Origin of the sequence: Corynebacterium sp. MSK044 (assembly GCF_030232825.1) — a bacterium.
Lineage (GTDB): Bacteria > Actinomycetota > Actinomycetes > Mycobacteriales > Mycobacteriaceae > Corynebacterium.
This window is the reverse complement of the sequence record NZ_JASPJJ010000001.1, coordinates 293,295-314,405: the sequence shown is the minus strand read 5'-3', so window position 1 is coordinate 314,405 and position 21,111 is coordinate 293,295. Positions and strand designations below refer to the sequence as shown.

At 59.6% G+C, this 21,111-nt stretch carries 19 protein-coding genes and 2 tRNA genes; 15 read left to right on the top strand and 6 right to left on the bottom strand.

Translation table 11 applies throughout. From position 1 onward, the window contains the following. Positions 1-332: 332 nt before the first annotated feature. A complete protein-coding gene (locus tag QP994_RS01475; RefSeq protein WP_284865105.1) occupies positions 333-1,142 on the top strand; it encodes a hypothetical protein in 810 nt (269 codons plus the stop codon). On the opposite strand, the gene QP994_RS01470 is transcribed toward QP994_RS01475, so the two are convergent. The 4 genes from QP994_RS01470 to QP994_RS01455 all read right to left on the bottom strand — a co-directional run bounded on the left by QP994_RS01470 (position 1,143) and on the right by QP994_RS01455 (position 4,821). Further along, the gene (locus QP994_RS01470; RefSeq protein ID WP_284865104.1) at positions 1,143-2,162 is read right to left on the bottom strand and encodes a dienelactone hydrolase family protein; all 1,020 of its coding nucleotides are present in this window, start codon (positions 2,160-2,162) and stop codon (positions 1,143-1,145) included. A gap of 40 nt (positions 2,163-2,202) precedes the next feature. Then, on the bottom strand, positions 2,203-2,976 hold the full coding sequence (locus QP994_RS01465) for an enoyl-CoA hydratase/isomerase family protein (protein ID WP_284865103.1): 774 nt from the start codon (positions 2,974-2,976) through the stop codon (positions 2,203-2,205). Positions 2,977-2,987: 11 nt separating this feature from the next. Further along, a complete protein-coding gene (locus QP994_RS01460) occupies positions 2,988-3,971 on the bottom strand; it encodes an NAD(P)H-dependent flavin oxidoreductase (protein ID WP_284865102.1) in 984 nt (327 codons plus the stop codon). A 73-nt stretch (positions 3,972-4,044) separates the two neighbouring features. Further along, the gene (locus QP994_RS01455; RefSeq protein WP_284865101.1) at positions 4,045-4,821 is read right to left on the bottom strand and encodes a DUF1542 domain-containing protein; all 777 of its coding nucleotides are present in this window, start codon (positions 4,819-4,821) and stop codon (positions 4,045-4,047) included. 117 nt (positions 4,822-4,938) lie between these two features. On the opposite strand from QP994_RS01455, the gene QP994_RS01450 reads away from it, so the two are divergent. The 5 genes from QP994_RS01450 to QP994_RS01430 all read left to right on the top strand — a co-directional run bounded on the left by QP994_RS01450 (position 4,939) and on the right by QP994_RS01430 (position 8,131). After that, positions 4,939-5,013, top strand: a tRNA-Gly gene (locus tag QP994_RS01450). A 172-nt stretch (positions 5,014-5,185) separates the two neighbouring features. Continuing rightward, positions 5,186-5,259 (top strand) — tRNA-Pro (locus QP994_RS01445). 70 nt (positions 5,260-5,329) lie between these two features. Then, positions 5,330-6,670 carry a trigger factor gene (tig, locus tag QP994_RS01440; RefSeq protein WP_284865100.1) on the top strand — a complete coding sequence of 447 codons (1,341 nt, stop codon included), beginning with the start codon at positions 5,330-5,332 and terminating at the stop codon, positions 6,668-6,670. A 228-nt stretch (positions 6,671-6,898) separates the two neighbouring features. Further along, positions 6,899-7,480 carry an ATP-dependent Clp protease proteolytic subunit gene (locus QP994_RS01435; protein WP_284856109.1) on the top strand — a complete coding sequence of 194 codons (582 nt, stop codon included), beginning with the start codon at positions 6,899-6,901 and terminating at the stop codon, positions 7,478-7,480. Between the two features lie 30 nt (positions 7,481-7,510). After that, on the top strand, positions 7,511-8,131 hold the full coding sequence (locus QP994_RS01430) for an ATP-dependent Clp protease proteolytic subunit (protein WP_284856108.1): 621 nt from the start codon (positions 7,511-7,513) through the stop codon (positions 8,129-8,131). Positions 8,132-8,203: 72 nt separating this feature from the next. Here the strand turns inward: QP994_RS01430 and QP994_RS01425 are convergent, their stop codons facing one another. Then, positions 8,204-8,659: a hypothetical protein gene (locus QP994_RS01425; RefSeq protein WP_284856107.1), complete on the bottom strand. Its 456-nt coding sequence runs from the start codon at positions 8,657-8,659 to the stop codon at positions 8,204-8,206. A gap of 213 nt (positions 8,660-8,872) precedes the next feature. Here QP994_RS01425 and clpX point away from each other — a divergent pair, with 213 nt between their 5' ends. Both clpX and QP994_RS01415 read left to right on the top strand, forming a co-directional pair. Next, the gene (gene clpX, locus QP994_RS01420; RefSeq protein WP_284865099.1) at positions 8,873-10,144 is read left to right on the top strand and encodes an ATP-dependent Clp protease ATP-binding subunit ClpX; all 1,272 of its coding nucleotides are present in this window, start codon (positions 8,873-8,875) and stop codon (positions 10,142-10,144) included. A 120-nt stretch (positions 10,145-10,264) separates the two neighbouring features. Beyond that, positions 10,265-11,221 (top strand): hypothetical protein, encoded by a 957-nt coding sequence (locus QP994_RS01415; RefSeq protein ID WP_284865098.1) that lies wholly within the window; start codon positions 10,265-10,267, stop codon positions 11,219-11,221. A gap of 58 nt (positions 11,222-11,279) precedes the next feature. Here QP994_RS01415 and QP994_RS01410 read toward each other — a convergent pair whose 3' ends face one another. Continuing rightward, positions 11,280-12,134, bottom strand: a complete 855-nt coding sequence (locus QP994_RS01410) for a TetR/AcrR family transcriptional regulator (protein WP_284865097.1) — start codon at positions 12,132-12,134, stop codon at positions 11,280-11,282. A 286-nt stretch (positions 12,135-12,420) separates the two neighbouring features. On the opposite strand from QP994_RS01410, the gene QP994_RS01405 reads away from it, so the two are divergent. The 7 genes from QP994_RS01405 to QP994_RS01375 are packed head-to-tail and all read left to right on the top strand — an operon-like array spanning position 12,421 to position 21,028. Next, positions 12,421-13,404, top strand: coding sequence for a malate dehydrogenase (locus QP994_RS01405; RefSeq protein WP_284856103.1), 984 nt, complete (start codon positions 12,421-12,423; stop codon positions 13,402-13,404). Positions 13,405-13,460: 56 nt separating this feature from the next. Next, positions 13,461-16,241 carry a valine--tRNA ligase gene (locus tag QP994_RS01400; protein WP_284865096.1) on the top strand — a complete coding sequence of 927 codons (2,781 nt, stop codon included), beginning with the start codon at positions 13,461-13,463 and terminating at the stop codon, positions 16,239-16,241. Further along, complete coding sequence (locus QP994_RS01395; protein ID WP_284865095.1) at positions 16,241-17,776, top strand: bifunctional folylpolyglutamate synthase/dihydrofolate synthase; 1,536 nt, start codon at positions 16,241-16,243, stop codon at positions 17,774-17,776. The genes QP994_RS01400 and QP994_RS01395 overlap by 1 nt, the downstream gene beginning before the upstream one ends. An 11-nt stretch (positions 17,777-17,787) precedes the next feature. Continuing rightward, positions 17,788-18,387 carry a hypothetical protein gene (locus QP994_RS01390; RefSeq protein ID WP_284856100.1) on the top strand — a complete coding sequence of 200 codons (600 nt, stop codon included), beginning with the start codon at positions 17,788-17,790 and terminating at the stop codon, positions 18,385-18,387. Then, the gene (locus tag QP994_RS01385; protein ID WP_284865094.1) at positions 18,384-19,256 is read left to right on the top strand and encodes an ATP-grasp domain-containing protein; all 873 of its coding nucleotides are present in this window, start codon (positions 18,384-18,386) and stop codon (positions 19,254-19,256) included. Before QP994_RS01390 ends, QP994_RS01385 begins: the two co-directional genes overlap by 4 nt. Beyond that, positions 19,257-20,555: a hypothetical protein gene (locus QP994_RS01380; protein ID WP_284856098.1), complete on the top strand. Its 1,299-nt coding sequence runs from the start codon at positions 19,257-19,259 to the stop codon at positions 20,553-20,555. Between the two features lie 32 nt (positions 20,556-20,587). Beyond that, positions 20,588-21,028 carry a DUF4233 domain-containing protein gene (locus QP994_RS01375; RefSeq protein WP_284865093.1) on the top strand — a complete coding sequence of 147 codons (441 nt, stop codon included), beginning with the start codon at positions 20,588-20,590 and terminating at the stop codon, positions 21,026-21,028. The last annotated feature ends 83 nt before the right edge of the window (positions 21,029-21,111 follow it).

Sequence of the window (21,111 nt, the reverse complement as noted above, 5' to 3'; positions counted from 1 at the left end):
GACTAACTTGCTCTGTGGGGAAGCCGCGGGGAGCGGCTTTTCGCTTTTCGACGGGCTCGTCCCCGCAGTCGTTCGGCAGCGGCGCTGCCCTTCAACCCTTGTTCTAAGGCCGGGTTAGTCCCGTCCGAAATCGCCGCGGCAAAAGTCCAGGTCGGCTGTGGCTGGTGTGGTGTGAAGCTGCGACGGGACTAACTCGCCCCGGAGGGTGGCGCGGAGGGGCGCGGGGAGGGGCGCGGTGAAGCGGCAGGGAGGGCGGTGTTTTCCGGCAATGCACACTAGAGTGGACAATTTTCCCTCGCGCAACCGCCGCGGATGAGGAACCATTGGAAGGCATGAGGGGGAACTACAGAAAGCAGCAGGGGTTGAGCTTGGGGGAGATCAGGGAAGTCGCAGCCAGGTTTCCTCGTGCGGCGGTGACGGGGCCAGCGGCCGCGATCGTGATGGGGCTGCCCACCCTGGGGTGGGTGGAGGCGGTGGACCTGCGGTATCTGTCGGGGGCGAAGCCGGGAAAGCAACCGAAGGACCCGCGGGTGGTGTATCGCGGTGGGAGCATGAGGCAGGACCTCGTGCAAGAGCGCAATGGCGTTCGAACTGCGCACCCGATCCAGGTGCTCTTCGACATTTACCGCTATTACGGCCGATTGGATGCACTGGTGCCGATCGAGCATCTGCGTTACCACTGCCAAGTCACTCAGGAGGCGCTGATGGATTCGGCCAAGAGCGTGCTGCCCAGGGCTAATGGGATTCGGGGGTTTGAGGGGTTGGTGGGGTGGAGTGCGGGGACGTCGCAAAGCGCGCTTGAGACGATTGGGCGCGACACGGTGCTGAGGGCGGAGATCCCGGAGGCACACACCTTTGAGTTTCAGGTGGAGGTCGTCTTCGAGGACATTTTTGCGCAGCAGCGTTTTGCGTCCGTGGACATGATGATTAATGGGTGGCTTGCCGTTGAGTTTGATGGGCGGATCAAGTCTGATGGCACTTACGGCGATGGGGTGACGGTGTTGCTTAACCAGCTTGATCGCCAGCATGAGATCCAGGCCCTCGGGTTTAGTGTGGTGCGCGCCGGGTGGCGTGATGTGGTGAGTGGGAAGCTCGTGAGAGATCTTCGCCGTATGCTCCGTGCGCGCCGCGAAGCTGCGTGATTACCCGTGCCATTCCGCGAGGCGCTCGTGCAGGGTTTTCTCTGAAGCCTCGTGGGCGGCGCGGTTTCCTTCCGCGGTTCCGCCGAGCATGATGTGCCAACCGTTCGGTAGCTTTTCGGCATCAGGGAAAAATACGTGCCCAGCGTCGGGGTAGACGTGCGCTTCAATGTTCGAGCCTTGCTCGGCGAGTGCACGCGCGGCAACGTCGGCTTGCCACATCTGGTCGGCGTCGCCAGCGAAGAGCAGGACGTTGCCGCGGTAATCGCTGAGGTCGATCCGCGCACCAGCGTCAGCGTTGGCCGCGGCGCTCTCATAGGTTGCGCGGTAGGAGACCGGGTAGCTCGTGGCCATGTCCCAGAACATCTTTGCCCCAGAACTTATCGACGCCTTCCTAAACGACGCATACTCCACCACCTCACCCTTATCTATGAACGAGGGGAAGTCCTTACCGCCGGTGAAGTCGAGGCCACTGTAGGAATAGTGGCCTGGCGTGAAGGCGACGACATTGTCCACGGGGTAGCCGTGTGCTGCGAGTAGTTCAGCGAATTCCGCGCCTTTGGAGGTGCCGATGACGGTCACGGGGGAGGCGTCTTCAACGTGTTCGTCGATGTAGGTGGTGACCTCGTCGAACTGTTCCAGTGGGACGTTGGCGAGGGTGGGTTTCTGGTTCGGTTGGCCGAAGAAGAAGAGGCTGAGGACTTCGTAGCCGGCGTCGAAAAGCTGCTTGGCGCGACTGTAATCCGGAGAGCCTTCCGAACCCCCGTAGATGACCACGACGCCGCTGTGCTTCTTGTCGGCTGGGCGGAAATGAAAGCCGTTCAAGTAGTCGCCCTCGATGGCGGTGATGTGCTCCGAGGTCTCGTAGGAGGATTTGTCGGAGCTCATTCCTCCGGGCATGGAATGCGTGATTGGGTACTTGTTCCCGTTGTAGGCGCGCAGAGCGATGACCACGAGCGCCAGTACGAGGATGGCTGCTAGTCCCCAGAGGAGGATCTTTCCGATGATCTTGAGGGCTTTCATGGGGGTGCTCCGTGCGGTCCTTAAAAATAGAATACTAGAACTACGGTGGGCGCCGCTCCAAGAATGCGGCCACACCTTCTTTGTGCTCCGCGCTTTGGGTGAGCAGCGTCTGCTCGCGGGCTTCCTCGGCTAGGCTGAGCGGCAGCTGGGGCAAAGCGACCCGGTTGACGGCGCGTTTAGTCTGGGCGACGGCGCCGCGCGGGGACAGTTGGAACTCCTCGGCCCAGTTGAGTGCGAGGTCGAGGGCGGGGCCTTCCGTGACCTCGGTCACGAGGCCCATCTGCGCTGCATCAACGGCAGGGATCCGCTCTTGTCGCAAGACCAGCTGCATGGCCCGGTGACGTCCAACGGATGCGGCCAGGGTGGCCACGACTCCGCCGTCCGGCATGAGGCCGATCCGGCCGAAGGGGAGAGTGATGAACGCGGACTGGCCGGCGACGATGAGGTCGCAGGCGCAGGCTAGTGAGGCGCCGATGCCGGCGATGGCGCCTTCAGCAGCGGCGATGACGGGAACGTCCGCGCGAGTGATGGCGTAGATAACGTGCTCGATACCGCCGAGGGAGTGCGAGGCAGCCTCTGCGGAATTCTCACTCAGGAAGGCCTGCAGGTCCATGCCGGAGCAGAACGCGGACTCGTCGCCGGTGATGATTACACAGCGGATGTCCGGGTTTGCGTTGGCAGCATTGACTGCGTCGCCGATCGCCCAGTAGGAGTCCGGCTCCAGGGCGTTGCGCTTGGCGGGGTTGGAAATGCGAACGATTTCCGTGGTGCCCCGCGTTTCGCTGGTGATATTGCCTTTGAGCTGGCGTGACATGGCAGGTGGCCTTACTTGGACACGAAGCCAGCGAGGCGGCCTTCGATGATTTCCACAGCGTCCGCCACGATCGTGTCGATGAGCTCCTGGCAGGACGGGATGTCGTTGATGATGCCCTGGACCGGACCCGCGGACCAGATACCAGCGTCCAAGTCGCCGGTCTCGTATACCTGCGCGCCACGCTTGCCAGCCACGAGGTCGCGGATCTCGGGGAAGGTTGCGCCAGCATTGAGCTTCTCGACGACCTCGTCACTCACCGCATTCTTCGCCACACGGGCGGTGTTGTTCAGGGTGCGCAGGATGAGGTTGGTGTCCAGCTCGGAGCGATCAACGATGGCCTGCTTGACGTTCTGGTGGACCGGGGCTTCCTGGGTGCAGAGGAAACGAGTGCCCATGTTGATGCCTTCGGCACCGAGGGAGAGGGCGGCGGCCATACCGCGGCCGTCTGCAATACCGCCGGAAGCGACGAACGGGATCTCCAGCTTGTCGGCTGCTGCCGGCAGGAGGATGAGGCCCGGGATGTCGTCCTCGCCGGGGTGGCCGGCGCACTCGAAGCCGTCGATGGAAAGGATGTCAACGCCCTTGCTCTGGGCGCTGATGGCGTGGCGGACAGAGGTGCACTTGTGGATGACAGTGACACCGGCGGCCTTTAGGCCCGGGACGAGCTGAGCCGGGTTCGCACCGGCAGTCTCTACAATCTTGATGCCCTTTTCGATGGCCACGCGGAGGTACTCCTCGTACGGCGGCGGCGTAATCGTCGGCAGAATGGTCAGGTTCACACCGAACGGCTTGTCCGTCATCTCACGGCAGCGATCGATCTCCTTACCCAGATCTTCCGGGGTCGGCTGGGTCAGGGAGGTGATGATACCCAGGCCACCTGCGTTGGATACTGCCGCCGCAAGCTCGGCCTTGCCAACCCACTGCATGCCACCCTGGATGATTGGGTGCTCAATGCCGAGCATCTCATTAATACGGGTATTGATCTTTGCTGCCATGTTGTGCACTCCTTCGATATGGCTTTGTAATGAGAGCTACATTACACATCGCGAGAAAGTGTTGCGTGCGTTACTAGAAAAAGTCGAAGCCATCGCCCCCGCCGAAGTCGCCGAAATCACCGACGCCGCCAAAGTCTTCGCCGCCGAAATCGCCGCCAACGTCACCGTCATCGAAGGCTTCGCCGCCGAAATCGCCGCCACCCGTGTCGCCGAGGTCGCCTGCCGCAAACTGGTCAGCGCTGGGAGTGCCCGCCATACCGGCGAACATGGCGGAGTAGAACATCATGGAACTCGCAGCCCACACGCCGGTCATGGCTGCCGGCGCCCACCAGGCGGTGGAGTACCAGCCGGCGGGAACAGGGCGGTCAGCGACGGCGCCGCCGGGGTAGTAGTGCGGAGTCTGGGCGCTGGCGTAAGGGGAAGCTTGGATGGTCTGGCCGTCGAACTCTGCGGTACGCGGTTCGGTGACGCGGCCGGCTTGGCGCTGGGCTTCAAGCTCGGGAAGCTGCGGGCCAGGGGTGAGGCCGAGAATCTCACGCGCAGCGTTGACGTAATAGAGGCCCTCGAGGGCGGATTCGCGGGCGAGCTGAGCCTGGCGGACAGTAGTCGCCTGAGTCAGGGCGGAATGCGCAGCGTTATAGCGTTCCGACGCATCCGCCATCGCCTGCGTTGACGCAGTATCCGTGCCGGAAATGGTGAGGACTTGGTGGCCGAGGCGGTCGATCCACCGTCGCGCGTCGGCAAGTTCATCGTCGAGGCTTGCGTGATCACCTTTCTTTTGGGCACTTCCGATGGCTTTGACCGCGCCGAATAGAAGGACGCCAACAGCTAGCAAGACTACGAGTTCCACATGCTCCCTTTTCTTTTGGATGTTCAACTACTTTTCCAACGAATCGTGAGTAAAAAGAGTTCCTTTTTGAAGCGCGCGGTGCAGTGAGATATGCTGTTGAGCGCGCTTTGCGCAGCTGGGAATGTCGTATAGTGGCTAATACCTCAGCCTTCCAAGCTGAAGACGCGGGTTCGATTCCCGTCATTCCCTCCAAGGGAGCCGGCCTTCAAATTAGAGAGTGGCCGGCTTTTCCTTGCTCTAGCAGCACCATTGGGAGCTGGTTACATGCAATTGGCCCCCAATGATGTGGCGTGTTTTTGGGGCACGCTAGAATCGTTTCCCGTGAGCGAGCCGGTGCTTCATCGGTAGGCTTGCGGTCACCTTACGGGGCGTGGCGCAGTTTGGTAGCGCACCTGCTTTGGGAGCAGGGGGTCGCAGGTTCAAATCCTGTCGCCCCGACAAAGGGACGCCATCCGCGTCCCTTTTAATTCTTAGAACGATTACGCAATCTAGCCAGGAGAGAATTTCCGTGAAGACTTCTGTGGACAAGCTCAGCGACACTCGCGTGAAGCTGAACGTGACCGTGCCGTTTGAGGAGCTCGGCCCGGAAATTGACCAGGCATACGCGGCAATTGCTCAGCAGGTCAATATTCCAGGTTTCCGTCGCGGCAAGGCTCCTCGCCAGCTTATCGACGCACGGTTTGGCCGCGGCCCCATCCTCGAGCAGGTGGTCAATGACATGCTGCCGATGCGTTATGAGGCTGCCGTGACCGAACATGACCTGAAGGTTATTGGTCAGCCGGAGATTGACATCACCAAGATTGAGGACAATGACGTTGTGGAGTTCACCGCTGAGGTGGATATCCGTCCGGAGATTGAGGTGCCGGACTTCTCCAAGATCTCCGTTACTGTCCCGGCTCTGAAGGTTGACGATGAGGCAGTGGATGCTGAGTTGGATAACCTGCGTGCGCGTTTCGGTGAGCTGAAGGACACTCGTCGTAAGTTGAAGAAGGGTGACTTCGCTGTTCTTGACCTTGAAGCCACGATTGATGGTGAGAAGGTTGAGGAGGCCTCGACTGAGGGCATTTCTTACGAGATTGGTCGCGATGATCTGATCGAGGGTCTGGACAAGGCTGTGAAGGGCCTCAAGACCGGTGAGGAAGCTGAGTTCACCTCTGAGATCCAGTACGGCGAGCACAAGGGCGAAGAGGCCACCATCAAGGTCACTGTCCAGCAGACCAAGGAGCGCAAGCTGCCGGAGCTGGATGAGGAATTCGTTCAGATGGCGTCTGAGTTCGACACTGTCGAGGAGCTGCGCGAGTCCACCAAGACTCAGCTTGAGGAGTCCAAGAAGGCGGAGCAGGCAGCAGCCATCCGTGATGAGGTGCTCAAGGCTGCGTTGGAGAATACCGAGTTCGAGCTGCCACAGGCAGTGGTGGATGAGCAGGTGCACAACCAGCTCCACCAGATCCTGGGCCAGCTGGCGCACGACGAGAACGCTTTCGCCCAGCTGCTTGAGGCGCAGGGCACTACTCGTGAGGAGTTTGAGAAGGAGTCCCGCGAGAACGCTGAGAGCTCCGTGCGCACCCAGCTGTTCCTCGACGCTGTCGCTGACCAGGAGGAGCCAGAGGTTTCCCAGCAGGAGCTGACGGACCACATCCTGTTCACCGCACAGTCTTACGGCATGGACCCGAACCAGTTCATCATGCAGCTGCAGCAGTCCGGCCAGGTTGCAAACCTGTTCGCCGACGTCCGTCGCGGCAAGGCTCTGGCCGCCGCTATTTCCCGTACCTCCGTCAAGGACGATGAGGGTAAGGACATTGACCCGAACGAGTACTTCGGTGAGCTCGATGAGGAAGACAACGCTTAAGGCAGCTGACGGGAGTTAGTCGCGTCAGCGCTTGCAAAATGCAACGACCCCGGATGGCCGGAGGAAACTCCCGCCCCGGGGTCGTATGCGTCAGTACAGGGGCTCGCGGTCTTTCGTGAGCCCCTGCACGCTGTCAGCGAACACGCACCACATGGCGGGAATCCGCGACTAGGGTGGGGCGTTATTAAAAGAACAACGCACATGCATTGAGGATAAGGAGTACACCGCATGACTACGCCAGCAGCCGGTATGAATTTGGGTGACTCGGTTTACGAGCGCCTGCTGCGCGAGCGCATTATCTTCCTGGGCCAGGAAGTGGACGATGAGATTGCTAACAAGCTCTGCGCACAGATCTTGCTGCTTTCCGCGGAGGATCCGACGCGGGATATCTCGCTGTACATTAACTCCCCGGGTGGTTCTGTCACGGCGGGTATGGCTATTTATGACACGATGAAGTACTCCCCGTGCGACATTGCTACCTACGGCATGGGTCTTGCTGCATCGATGGGTCAGTTCCTGCTTTCCGGCGGCACCAAGGGTAAGCGTTTCGCGTTGCCGCATGCGCGGATTATGATGCACCAGCCGTCGGCAGGCGTGGGCGGTACTGCAGCTGACATTGCTATTCAGGCTGAGCAGTTTGCGCAGACAAAGGAAGAAATGGCGCGTCTGATTGCGGAGCACACGGGCCAGACTTTTGAGCAGATCACCAAGGACTCTGACCGTGACCGCTGGTTCACGGCGGAGCAGGCACGTGAGTACGGCATCGTCGACCACGTGATCTCCAGCGCCCAGGGCAGCATCAGCAACTAACCGGCAGACACAGAATTTAAGGAGAAAATAATGTCTTTCCAGATGCCTCACTCCCGTTACGTGCTGCCGAGCTTCATTGAGCAGTCCTCGTACGGCACGAAGGAAACGAACCCGTACTCGAAGCTGTTTGAGGAGCGCATTATCTTCCTGGGTACCCAGGTGGATGACACGTCGGCAAATGACATCATGGCGCAGCTGCTTGTCCTCGAGTCCCAGGACCCGGACCGTGATATCACCATGTACATCAACTCCCCGGGTGGTTCCTTCACCTCGTTGATGGCTATCTACGACACGATGCAGTACGTCCGCCCAGATGTGCAGACGGTGTGCCTTGGTCAGGCGGCGTCTGCTGCCGCGGTGATTCTGGCTGCTGGTGCGCCCGGCAAGCGCGCTGCTCTGCCGAACTCTCGTGTGCTCATTCACCAGCCGGCAACGGAGGGTACCCGCGGCCAGGTCTCTGATCTGGAGATCCAGGCGAAAGAGATTGAGCGTATGCGTCGTCTCATGGAGGAGACTCTCGCCCGCCACTCCGGCCGTACCCCTGAGCAGGTGCGTATTGACACGGACCGTGACAAGATTCTCACCGCCGAAGAGGCCGTTGAGTACGGCATCATTGACCAGGTGTTTGATTACCGCAAGCTCAACGCATAAACGCTCGAGCTTTCACAAGAGAAAAGGCCAAGCTGGTTGTAGCTTGGCCTTCTTGCTATCCGGCTGTGCGCGCTAGTCGCACTCAATCATGCGTTCAATGATCTGCGCGGGGAATCCTTGGCGTTTGGCTTCGTCGGTGTCGTAGCAGGCGAAGCCGGTGTAGGTGGTGCCTGATTTTTCGAAGGGCACCCAGTCGGTGCCGTCCCAGGAGAGGTATTGGACGTGGTCAGAGGCGTAGGTGCCGATGGATGCGTGTGTACCGTCGCAGTACATGGACACGAGTTCGCCTGGTTGACCTTGTTCGGATGGTTTCCAGTCACATGGGCCGGTGGCGGGGGTTTCTGGTTCGGAGGATTCTTCCTCTGACACCGTTTCAACAATGGTGCTCACCGTGGTGGAGGATTGTTCAGAGGTGCTGGGGGCTTGTGCAGTCAGTTCCGGTTCGGCGATGGAATCGGGCTCAGAGCACGCCGCTAGTGCTAGGGGGAGGGCAGTGGCGAGTGCAGCGGCGCGTAAGGTGCGGTGCATGGTCAAGGTTGCTCCCTAAAACTCGTGGGCTTCGTTCGCGCCCACCTTAGTGGATGTGGGGTCGTGGGAGCGGATACAGTTCGGAGTGAGCATTTTTGCTTATCGACGAGCCCCGTTTGCCCCGCCCACCCGCCACTTAGCGGGAATCTCGCGTGGGTGGGGTAGCGTTTATACAGTTAGAAATCCAGCAAGCGAGGGTTGAAGAGACACATAATGGCGGTTACGCAAGATAGCTCCGATCTGCTCAAGTGCTCCTTTTGTGGCAAGAGCCAAAAACAGGTGCGCAAGCTCATCGCCGGTGGCGGGGTGTACATCTGTGATGAGTGCATTGAGCTGTGTAACGAGATTATCGAGGAAGAACTCGCTGGCAGCCAGGCGCAGGAGCAGCATGATGATGCGAAGCTGCCGCGTCCGTCGGAGATCACGGCGTTCTTGGACCAGTATGTGATTGGCCAGGATCAGGCTAAGCGCACGCTTGCTGTTGCTGTGTACAACCACTACAAACGTGTCCGTACGGAGCTGGACGGCATTCGGAAGAACGACGAGGACGTGGAGATTGCTAAGTCCAACATCCTCCTGCTGGGTCCGACGGGTTCCGGTAAGACTTACTTGGCGCAGACCTTGGCGCGCATGCTGAATGTGCCTTTTGCCATTGCGGATGCGACCTCGTTGACGGAGGCCGGCTACGTGGGTGAGGATGTGGAGAATATCCTGCTCAAGCTGCTCCAGGCGGCTGATTTTGATGTGAATCGTGCGCAGAACGGGATCATCTATGTCGACGAGGTGGACAAGATTTCCCGGAAGTCGGAGAACCCGTCGATCACGCGTGATGTCTCTGGTGAGGGTGTGCAGCAGGCGCTGCTGAAGATCCTGGAAGGGACCGTGGCTTCTGTTCCACCGCAGGGCGGGCGCAAACACCCGAACCAGGAATTCATTCAGCTAGACACCACCAACATCCTGTTTGTGGTTGCTGGCGCTTTTGATGGTCTGGATAAGGTCATTGCGGAGCGCGTGGGCAAGAAGGGCATTGGCTTCGGAGCGGAGATTGATTCAGCTTCGGAGCGTGATGCGGCGAACATGCTGTCGAAGGTGCAGCCGGAGGATCTGGTCAAGTTTGGTTTGATCCCAGAGTTCATTGGTCGTCTGCCGATTTTGGCGGCGGTGGAGAACCTGGATGAGGATTCCATGGTGAAGGTGCTCACGGAGCCGAAGAACTCTTTGGTGAAGCAGTACCAACGCCTGTTTGAGATGGATGGTGCGGAGCTCCGTTTCACGGATGCTGCGTTGCATGCGGTGGCGAAGAAGGCTGCTGAACGTGGAACTGGTGCCCGTGGTCTGCGGGCGATCATGGAAGAGACGCTCGTGCCCATCATGTATGACCTGCCGGACCGTGATGATGTCCGTGAAGTAGTCATTGGCAAGGCGGTTATTGATTCAGGGGCGAGCCCAGAATACGTTTTGCACGATACGAAGAAGTCGGCCTAGATCCTCTGGTGAGAGGCTCTCCCAGATTTTGTAGAAGCGCAGTTTGAGTCTGCGCTTCTTTTTTTAATTTTGGTGTGTTAACTTTCCGTTGAATGTTTTCCTGTGTCTGAAAGGACTCTCATGCCAACTATCAACACTCCTGGTGTCGGTGAGATCAGGCTCGAGCAGATTGCTGGTGCAGCCGTAGGCCTTCTTTCCATCCTTGCTCTCGTCCTCGGCCTCACCTTTGGGATGAAGGGCGGAAATGGTTCTTCGAACCTCGGCACCGAAGAGACCACGGAGCCCTCTACCTCCGAGACAGCCACCCCGGAGGCTCCGGAGCCGACTCCGACGAAGGACACCCCGACTTCCGCCCCTACCACTACGACGCCGAAGCCGACACCGAAGCCGACGCCAACGAAGGATCCGGAGCCGACCGAGATGCCCACGTTGCCGTCTGGTCCGGTGGAGACTGAGACGACCACGCCGACGACCACCATGGCGCCACGCCCGACTCTGACGGAGCCGACCACTCCGCCGGAGGGCCCGTCCCGCCAGGAGCAGCTTGGTCTGACGAAGGTTCGGATTGGTATCAAGGAGCAGCGCTTCAACACGGAGCTGGTGGGGCGCAGCATTCAGAACCATTCGGTTCGTTTCGCCGGTGGTGGCCTGCCGGCTATTGCAAAGCAGGAGCTTGAGGCGCGGGACACCCTGGACTTCAGCCAGGCAGTGAAGCCGAACAAGGACCTCGCAGGCGTGGATATGCTCGCATACCAGGCTGATGAGAAGACGGTGGTGTACTTCTACCGCGTTGACCTTGGTGTTGGTACGGAGCACAAGGGCAACATCTTCAACCCGGAGACCGGTATGGGCGGTGACTGGTTGAATAACGTCCGCTGGGATATGCGCACGGCTCATGATGAGAACTACTACTACGTTGCCATCGCAACTCAGCTGCGCCCAGCGCCGAACCCAGAGGCAGGAAAGACCGCTGCAGAGTTCTCCAAGGCGCTTGCTGCTGACGTGTTACGCAAACTGGGGCTGACCTCCCTGGCTGGCTTCATTGACAAGATCCCTGTCAAGGAGATTGAGGGCTAAACAGCTCGTTTAACTCACCGCCGTGGCACGCACCTTTGGGTGCACACCGCGGCGGTTTTTATTCGCCGGAGGGTTCGAGGTCGTCGTCGTAAATGTCGTCGATAAGCGGCTCGGCGATGGAGGTGCCTGAGAGGTAGTCCTTCGTGTGGCCATCATCATCGGAGTGAATGGCACGCGGGGTGCCAGTGGTGTGGGTGAGGTAGGACTCGTAGCCCGAGTCGGGGATGTTGGATGTGAGGAATGTCAGCACGGCATCAATGGTGAGGCGCCGCATGCCTTCGGTGTTGGCGGGGCTGAGCAAGTTGATGGAGCTGAACTCGTCCATCGTGATGTGATTGCTCGTGCGGAAGAAGGACAGGGAGGCGATGAGCACCACAACATCCGCAGCGCTGATGCCTGGGCGGAAGGCGCCAACGTCCTGCCCCATGAGCAGAAGGCGTTCCAGTTGAAGGATCACCTCGGACTCACTGCGTAGTGAGGTGGCTTCACCGGGAGTGAGCACCGGATCGAGGTTCTCCCGCAACAGCAGACGAATGGCTTCTGGGTTTTGCACCATGCCGTGATGAAGCGCATCGACGAAACGGCGGATGCCTTCCACGGGTGCGGCGTAGGAGCGCTCTAAGAAATCCTGTGGTGGGGAGAAGCTCCACGCGGCGTGGACGAGGCAACGGCGATAGAGCTCCTTCTTGTCCCCGAAGTGGTAGTGGAGCATGCGTTTAGACATGCCCACTTCCTTGGCTATCGCATCCAGCCTGGTGGCTGCATAGCCTTCCTGGGCAAAGTGAGACATGGCAACGGTGATAGCGCGATCGAGGTCAGCTTTGTTTGCGCCCTCGGCCGCGTCAGTGGGGGAGACTGGGCCCGTGGGTTCAATCCCGTCGGGGTGGCTGCCGCCTACACCAAGTTCCGTCACGTTCATGTCCTTTGTCCGTGCAATGTCCGGTGGCTTTTCGTTCCGTGGTTTTTTCTGTGGTCTTGTGCTCAACCAATTCCACTTCTGTTCATCGTGCCTAACAGTGGGCCTATTTGTCGCTTGTACCGCGCAAGGTGGGGCACTGGATGGGGAAAAGCCCTAGAGTTTCGGGGGTAGCATGGAGCATGCAGATGGTCCGGATGCGCCTATTCGGGGGTATGCGGCTACGCACGGTCTCCGAAACGGCACACCATCACCCAACATTGCCCAACCTCTAGGAGGAGATATGACCACCACACCCAACAAGGTCAAAGTAACTGTCACCGGTGCTGCCGGCAACATCGCTTATTCGTTGCTGTGGCGCATCGGCGCAGGCGAAGTCTTCGGCCCTAACACCATTGTTGACTTGGCGTTGCTGGAGGTGCCAGCCCATGTGGCTAGCACCGAAGGTGTTGCCATGGAGTTGTCTGATTCCGCGCTGGAGCGCGTGGGCAACATCACGGTGACAGATGATGCGGCGAAGGCTTTTGATGGCGCGAACGCAGCGTTTCTCGTAGGTGCGAAGCCACGCGGTAAGGGTGAGTCCCGCGCTGACATGTTGCAGGCCAACGGCAAGATCTTCATTGGTCAGGGCCGCGCAATCAATGACCATGCGGCGGATGATGTGCGTGTTCTCGTGGTGGGTAATCCGGCGAATACGAATGCGTACATTGCTAACAAAGCGGCACCGGATGTGGCGGCGGAGCACTTCAACGCGCTGATGCGTCTGGACCACAATCGTGCGATTTCGATGCTGTCGCAGAAGCTGGGCAAGCACTCTAGCGAGTTTGAGAACATCGCGGTGTGGGGGAATCACTCGGACACCCAGTTCCCGGATATCGCGTATGCCACGGTGGATGGCCAGCCGGTGAAGGATCTGGTGGATGAGGCGTGGTACGTCGATGAGTTCATCCCGCGTGTGGCTAAGCGTGGTGCGGAGATCATTGAGGTCCGTGGGCGTTCTTCCGCTGCATCCGCGGCGTCCGCAGCTGTTGATCACATGCGTGATTGGGTTGCTGGAACGGAAGGTAAGTGGGCGACGACGGCGGTGCCGTCGACAGGCAGCTACGGCGTCGACGAGGGCCTGGTCTTCGGCTTCCCGGCTATCGCCCGCGATGGTCGCTGGTCCGTTGTGGAAGGCCTGGAGCTGACTGATTTCCAGCGTGCACGCATCAACGCGAATGTGGAGGCCCTGCGCGAGGAGGCAGCGATCGCGGACCGCCTGTTCTAGGGCTTTTTGCTTATCGACGAGTCCCGGAAAACCAGCCCGCGTTAAACTATCTAACCGTGACTGACACTTCCGGGACTTTTAGCGCATTCAATGAGAGCCTCATCGGCGTCAACCGGGCAGATAGCCTGCCCAAGAGTTGGGAGCCGCAGGAGCTTGAACAGGGCATTTATGATGATTGGGTAGTCCGCGGTTACTTCACGGCGGACCCGTCGTCGGATAAGCCCGCGTACTCGATCGTGCTGCCGCCACCGAATGTGACCGGTCAGCTGCACATGGGCCATGCGCTGGACCACACCCTCATGGATTCGCTTGTGCGCCGTAAGCGCATGCAGGGCTATGAGGTCCTGTGGCTGCCGGGCATGGACCACGCCGGCATTGCCACGCAGACCAAGGTCGAGGCCATGCTCAAGGAGACTGAGGGCAAAGACCGTTACGACTACGGCCGTGAGGAATTCATTTCGCGCGTGTGGGAGTGGAAAGAAAAATACGGGGGCACGATCACGTCGCAGATGCGCGCGATTGGTGATTCCGTTGATTGGTCGCGGGAGCGTTTCACGCTCGATGATGGTCTGAACCGCGCTGTCGTGACCATCTTCAAGCAGCTTTTCGACGCGGGAATGATCTACCGCGATTACCGCCTGGTCAACTGGTCGCCAGTGTTGGAGACCGCGGTCTCCGACATCGAGGTCATGTACAAGGATGTGGAAGGCGAATTCGTCTCCATCCGCTACGGCTCGCTGAATGACGATGAGCCGCACCTGATCGTTGCCACCACCCGTGTGGAGACGATGCTTGGGGATGTGGCTATTGCCGTCCACCCGGATGATGAGCGCTACCAGCACCTCATCGGCGAGAAGTTCCCGCACCCCTTCCGTGATGATCTGATGCTTGAAGTCATCGCTGATGATTACGTGGATATGGAGCTGGGTACCGGCGCGGTGAAGATCACCCCAGCGCACGATCCGAATGACTATGAGATGGGCCTGCGCCACAACTTGGACATGCCGATCATCATGGACAAGACCGGCCACATTGCTAATACCGGTACCCAGTTTGATGGTCTGGATCGCTTCGAGGCCCGCGTGCGAGTTCGTGAGGCACTGGCGGAGCAAGGGCGCATTGTCAAGGAAGTGCGCCCGTACGTCCACTCCGTTGGCCACTCTGAGCGCACCGGCGAGCCGATCGAGCCGCGCTTGAGCCTGCAGTGGTTTGTCAAGGTGGATGAGCTTGCCCGCATGTCCGGTGACGCTGTCCGCAAGGGCGATACCGTTATCCACCCACAGTCCCTGGAAAAGCGCTACTTCGACTGGGTGGATAACATGCACGACTGGACCATTTCGCGCCAGCTGTGGTGGGGCCACCGGATTCCTATTTGGTACGGCCCGGAAGATGAAAACGGAGAGCGCGACATCATCTGTCTCGGCCCGGACGAGGAAGCACCGGCGGGCTACGAGCAGGACCCGGACGTTTTGGATACCTGGTTCTCCTCGGCCCTGTGGCCGTTCTCCACGATGGGCTGGCCAGACAAGACACCGGAGCTGGAGAAGTTCTACCCAACGACGGTGCTGGTCACCGCCTACGACATTCTCTTCTTCTGGGTTGCCCGCATGATGATGTTTGGCACCTTCGCCGGCACCCAGACGCCCGATGTCCTTGGTGCTGGCACAGATGGTGCGGACGGCCAGGGCCGTCCGCAGGTACCGTTTAAGAACATCTTCCTCCACGGCCTTGTCCGTGATGAGAAGGGGCGGAAGATGTCCAAGTCTTTGGGCAACGGCATCGACCCGATGGATTGGGTGCGTGACTATGGTGCGGACGCTTTGCGCTTCGCCCTGGCACGCGGTGCTAATCCTGGCATTGACCTGCCGATCGGCGATGACAACGCCGCATCTGCTCGTAACTTCGCCACCAAGCTGTACAACGCCACCAAGTTCGCGCTCATGAATGGTGCGGCGGTTGGGGCGTTGCCTGAGCGCAGCGCATTGACGGACGCGGACCGGTGGATTCTGGACAGGCTGGAGACGGTGCGGGGGCACGTCGATAAGCTTCTCGATGACTACCAGTTCTCCAAGGCCAACGAAGAGCTCTACCACTTCGCGTGGGATGAGCTGTGCGACTGGTACCTGGAGATTGCCAAGACCCAGATTCCGCGCGATGCCGCTGAAGCGACACCCGAGGAGCAGGAGCGTGGCCGTACCACCCAGATCGTGCTTGGACGCGTGCTTGATGTGGTCCTGCGCCTGCTCCACCCGACCATGCCGTTTGTCACCGAGGTGCTGTGGAAGGCGCTGACGGAGAAGGACTCCCTGTGCCTGGCGCCGTGGCCGACTGCTGAGGACACCAATGGTGGGGCAGATGTGGATGAGACAGCGCAGCGCCGCATCGAGGATGCCGTGAAGCTCATCACCGAGCTGCGTCGCTTCCGCTCTGACCAGGGTGTGAAGCCCTCCCAGAAGGTTCCGGCCCAGATTGATTTCGCTGCGGCTGATCTGGCTGGCCAGGAGGACATGGTTCGCTCCATCGCGAAGGTGGAGGCGCCGGGTGCTGACTTCACGGCGTTGGCAAGCGTCGAGATGCGTCTAAGTACCGTCACCCTGGACGTGGCGCTGGATACCTCCGGCACCGTAGACATTGCGGCGGAACGCAAGCGCCTGGAGAAGGAACTCGCGGCAGCCCAGAAGGAACTGGACACCACTGGCAAGCAGCTCGGCAACGAGAACTTCCTGGCCAATGCTCCTGCTGAAGTTGTGGAGAAGATCAAGGCCCGCCAGCAGATTGCGCAGGAGGAAGCGGAACGCCTCACCGCCCGCCTTGAAGGGCTGCCGGAGGCGAAGTAGTGGGTAACCTGCCTAATGAAGGCGAAGATCAGAGCCTCACCGAGTTCGGTCCTTTGGAGATGACCTCCTCCGGATTCACGTTGCATCTCGACGGAAGCGGCACGCCCACCAACGCTGAGGAGGATGGGGGCGAGGAACCCGCCGTAGCACCCGAGGAGGGGGCGCACCCAGACTTCGCCGATGTGGTCGCGTTGTTTGATGCGCGGGCTGGTGCCCGCGACCCCAACCCGAGCCTCGATCGGGTGGAAATGTTGCTTGATTACCTCGGTTCCCCTGAGGAATCATTCGCAGCCATCCACGTTGCAGGATCCAACGGTAAAACGTCCGTGGCACGCATGACGGAGTCCCTGCTTCGTTCCTTCAACCGGCGCACCGGCCTTTTCACTTCGCCGGAGCTTGAGCGGATCACGGAATGTATCGAGATCGATGGTGAGGAGATCTCCGAAACCCGCTTCGTAGAAACGTGGCGCGACATCGAACCGTATGTGGACATGGTGGACGCACATTTCGTGTCGCAGGGACAGGCCCCGATGAGCCGGTTCGAGCTGCTCGTGGGCATGGCATGCGCCGCGTTTGCCGACGCGCCGGTGGAGGTTGCCGTCTTCGAAGTGGGCATGGGTGGCACGTGGGATGCCACGAATGTGGTTGATGCTGAGGTGGCGGTGATCACCCCAATTGGTTTTGATCACACGGACTTCCTCGGGGACACGCTGCCGGAGATCGCTGGGCACAAAGCCGGCATCATCAAACCACGTGACCCGATGGGCTCTGGGCCCGCAGAGAATATTGCAATTGTGGCTGAGCAAGACCCAGAGGCGCTGCACGTCATTCTGGAACGCACGGTGGAAACAAACTCCGCTGTTGCCCGCCAAGGTACGGAATTCAACGTCGCTGAATCGCTTTTGGCAGTTGGTGGCCAACAGCTGCGATTGAAAGGGCTCAGCGGGGAGTACAGCGACATCTTCTTGCCGGTGTCCGGCCCCCACCAAGCAGCCAATGCGTCACTCGCGCTTGCTGCTGTCGAGGCGTTCTTCGGCGCAACGGCGGATTCCCAGTTGGATCACGCTGCTGTGCGCGCCGGGTTTGAGCAAGTGAGGATTCCAGGGCGCGTTGAGCGCGTGCATTCGGAGCCCACAGTGCTTATCGACGCCGCCCATAACCCCCATGGCGCCCGCAGCCTCGCCCACACCCTGAAGCGCGATTTCAACTTCGCCTCGGTTATCGCGGTGATCTCCGTGTTCGCCGACAAGGACATCCGGGCTTTCCTCACGGAATTAGAACCGGTGGTCAGCGAGGTCGTGCTCACTCGCAACAGCTCCTCGCGGGCAGCCGATCCGTTTGATGTTGTGGACATTGCCTATGAGATTTTTGGTGATGATCGGGTCAGGGTGGAAGAGCATTTCGGGGCCGCGATTGAGCTGGGTATGGAACTGGCAGAAGAACACAGTGAGGACGGCGCCGGAGTGGTTGTGACTGGTTCGGTGGCAACAGCTGGGCAAGCCCGCGCGTACTTCGCCACACACCACAAGAAGTAGGGGGATAAAGCATGGGTTCTCATCAGCTCATTGAGGGGCAGTTTCCGGTTCTCGTGACTGCACCGCACGCGGTTGCGCATGAACGTGACGGGAAGATGAGATTTGCTGAGCCAGCCACAGCATGGTTAGCGCAGCAGCTTGCCGAACGATGTGGTGCGACTGCTCTGATCAAGACGGATGAAGACACGGTGGATCCGAATGCTGATGAATCCAGTCCTTTCCGGGATCAGGCTGTTGCGCTGGTCGCTGAAACTGGCATTCGCGCCGGGATAGACCTGCACCAAATGAGCTCGGAGCGGGAAGATCAGATCATTCTGGGCACAGGTAGGGGGAGGAATATTCATCGCTTGTGGGGGTTCCGCGATATCGTCGTCACCGAATTCAATGCGGTGGGCATCCCCGTGCTTGTCGACGAAATCTTCCCCGCCATGGGCGAATACCGCGTCTCCTCGGACGTGTCTCGGCGGACTGGCATTCCATACGTGCAAATTGAGATCAACAGCGCTCTGGTGGGGGACTCCCAGCGCGAGGTCGTGTGCCAGGCCCTTGAAAAGATCGTGTCCCGCCTGCCCGCCGAGCTCCCACGCGAAGCGAACGAGGAGGAGCGGTGAAGCGGGGATGGCTGATCACCAACGAGTGGTTGGAGTGGGACAAGTTTGAGCTCCAGTTCGACGATCTCCTCGCCGCTGCGGAGGGGGTCCTCGATCTTTCCCGCGTTTCTACCGACTGGGTTGTGTCCCACCTTGACGGTGACGTCCCGGACGTCGCATTGGTGATGGACAAGGACGTCGCAGCCGTCGCACAACTGGAAGCGCTTGGTGTCCGGACTGTGAACACTGCGAAGGCGATTGCATTGTGCGATAACAAGGCGTACACCCATGCGGCCTTGACCCGCGCGGGTATCGCGCATCCGGCCACTATCACTGCGCCTTTGGCATACCGGGCGCTTTCGGCCCAAGAGTGGGAAAACAGTGACTTCGTTGCTGCTGTCGAGTCGCAGCTGGGGTATCCGGCAGTGGCGAAACACGCGGTTGGATCGTGGGGGAGTGGCGTTTTTGTGGTGCACAACCGCTCTGATCTCGTGCGCGTGGTGATGGAGGCGTATCCGGCACCGGTGATCGTCGAAAAGTTTATTGCGGAATCCGCGGGGCGCGACATGCGACTGTACATGGTGGAGCACGAGGCTGTCGCTGGGATGCGTCGCTTTGGTTCGGACGGGGACTTCCGTGCGAACATCACGGGAGGCGGGAAGGCGGAGCCGTGGGACCCTCCCGCCGAGCACGTGGATGTTGCCCGCCGAGCAATGGATGCACTGGGCCTGGATATCGCGGCTGTTGATTTCCTGGAGCCTGCGTCCGGGCAACCCCTCGTTGGGGAGGTCAATTCAAACGCGCAGTTTGTCACATTGGCTAAAGCGACGGGGGTTGATGTGGCAAGCCATGTCATCGACTACCTTGTGCGCGTGGCCGAGGAGAAGTAAATGTACCTGCCTGAACGCCACCTTCAACTCAGCTCCAAGAAATTAGAATTTGGGCGCTATCCACTTGATGCCATCGTCATTGAAGCGGACTGGGAAGGGTGGGAAGGTCTCAGGGACTATCACCCAGCGCTGTTGAACGATACGCAGGTAGTACGGCTGGTGAAGGGGCCAGTAGGCAGTGGTGCGCAGGCCGGAAAACGCGTGCGGGATGTGTCCCGTAGCTTGACTTCGGGGGAACTGGAGAAACTCACTCCACTACAAGCAGAGGTGTTCACGCGCTACGGGGTCCAGGGTGCAGACATTGTTCGTGGACGTACGGTGCAGATCGCACCGGAAGCGTTCGCCCGCCTCCCCAAAGCTGATCACTACCGGGTCACATGTCCCGCAACGAAATGCTCGTTCATTGTGTCGCGGAAGGAGATTTCAACCTATCCGGAAGGCAGTGAGCCTGAAGGGACCATCAAACTCTCCCGGTACCAGCGCATTCTTCTGCGGTTGTACCCGCCACTTGATTTTGAGGAGCTCCTTCATGGCACTCTGACGCCTGAGGCTGTAAAGGTCATCGACGGTTACTACACCGCTGAAGATGGTGGGTGGCCGCGCGTGCGGTCGGACGGTTTGCTCTACCCAGAGATGCAGACGATTATGCGGGCGTTGAAACAGGCTCATTTCTTCACCATTTGCATCACTCCACTTGTCCAGGAACCAGAGTCTTCGCTTTTTGCGGGAGCAAAGACTCGTGGCAAACGCTTTGCCAGGCTTCGTCGCATTTGGTACTGGGTGGCGCAAAAGTATGTGGGTTCACGGGACCACATGCTGCGGGTTGTTCGTCCGTATGACATCGATGAATCCCGCGCAGCGGTACGTCTGTCACCTGATTCGATGACATCGTTGGGGATTGAGGAGACGGACTTGGTGCGAATCCGCTACGGCAAACATTCAATCATTGCGCGGGCGATGGCGATTACGGACGAAGACAGATTTCGTATGAATTCCTATATCAGCCAGGCAGAAACCCTTGACGCAGTGATTGGCATACCGGTCGGATTACGCACAAAACTCGGGGTTCCCGGCATCAACGAGTCCGTGAGAGTGGACCGCGATGTGAATTACCTCCTGCAGAAGACTCTCAACATCTATGTCCTCTCAGCTTTAGCTTGGTTGCTCACGCTTTTGCAGGTGGTCCCGTCCATGGGGATCAGTATGTGGTGGACTGCGGTTGCCTTCATTCTTGCCCTCCCCCTGATCGTTTTTGCAGCGGCCGCCCCGAAACGGGCTCAGGTGAGAGATGCGGAGTGAACTTCAGCACCAACCCCGGATACGATGGCCCCATGTCAAGGGAAAAAAAGAAGCCTGGAGTTGAAATGGGCCCGCTGGGCCCCGGTGCCGCCCCCGTCAAAGATCCGATTAAGGGACTCAGTGGTGTCTTGGCGGGCACGTTGGTGATGGAATCCATCACCATCCTGCTGTGCCTCACCGTGATCTTGAAGATTAACGACGGCGAATTGTGGACCACCTTCAACTGGGTCTTCATCACCGTGATGGGGCTCGTGCACTTCTTCGTGGCTTTCATCCAGCGTCGCCCGTGGGCGCTATGGCTTGATCTTGCGCTGCAAGTCCCACTCATCATTCCGGGGTTCTTCATCCACTGGTCTGTCGGTGCAGTGGGCGTGATGTTCGGCATCGTGTGGTTCCTCATCGTGAAAATGCGCGCAGACATTTTGGAACGCCAGCGCCGTGGCCTGCTGGTCACGCAGCACTTGGGTGCGTAACTCGGAGCTGGGCAGGCACCTAGCTGAAGAAAAGTGATTGAGGTTCGATACTCCAGTGTGATCTTCCCTATAATTGTGGCGAT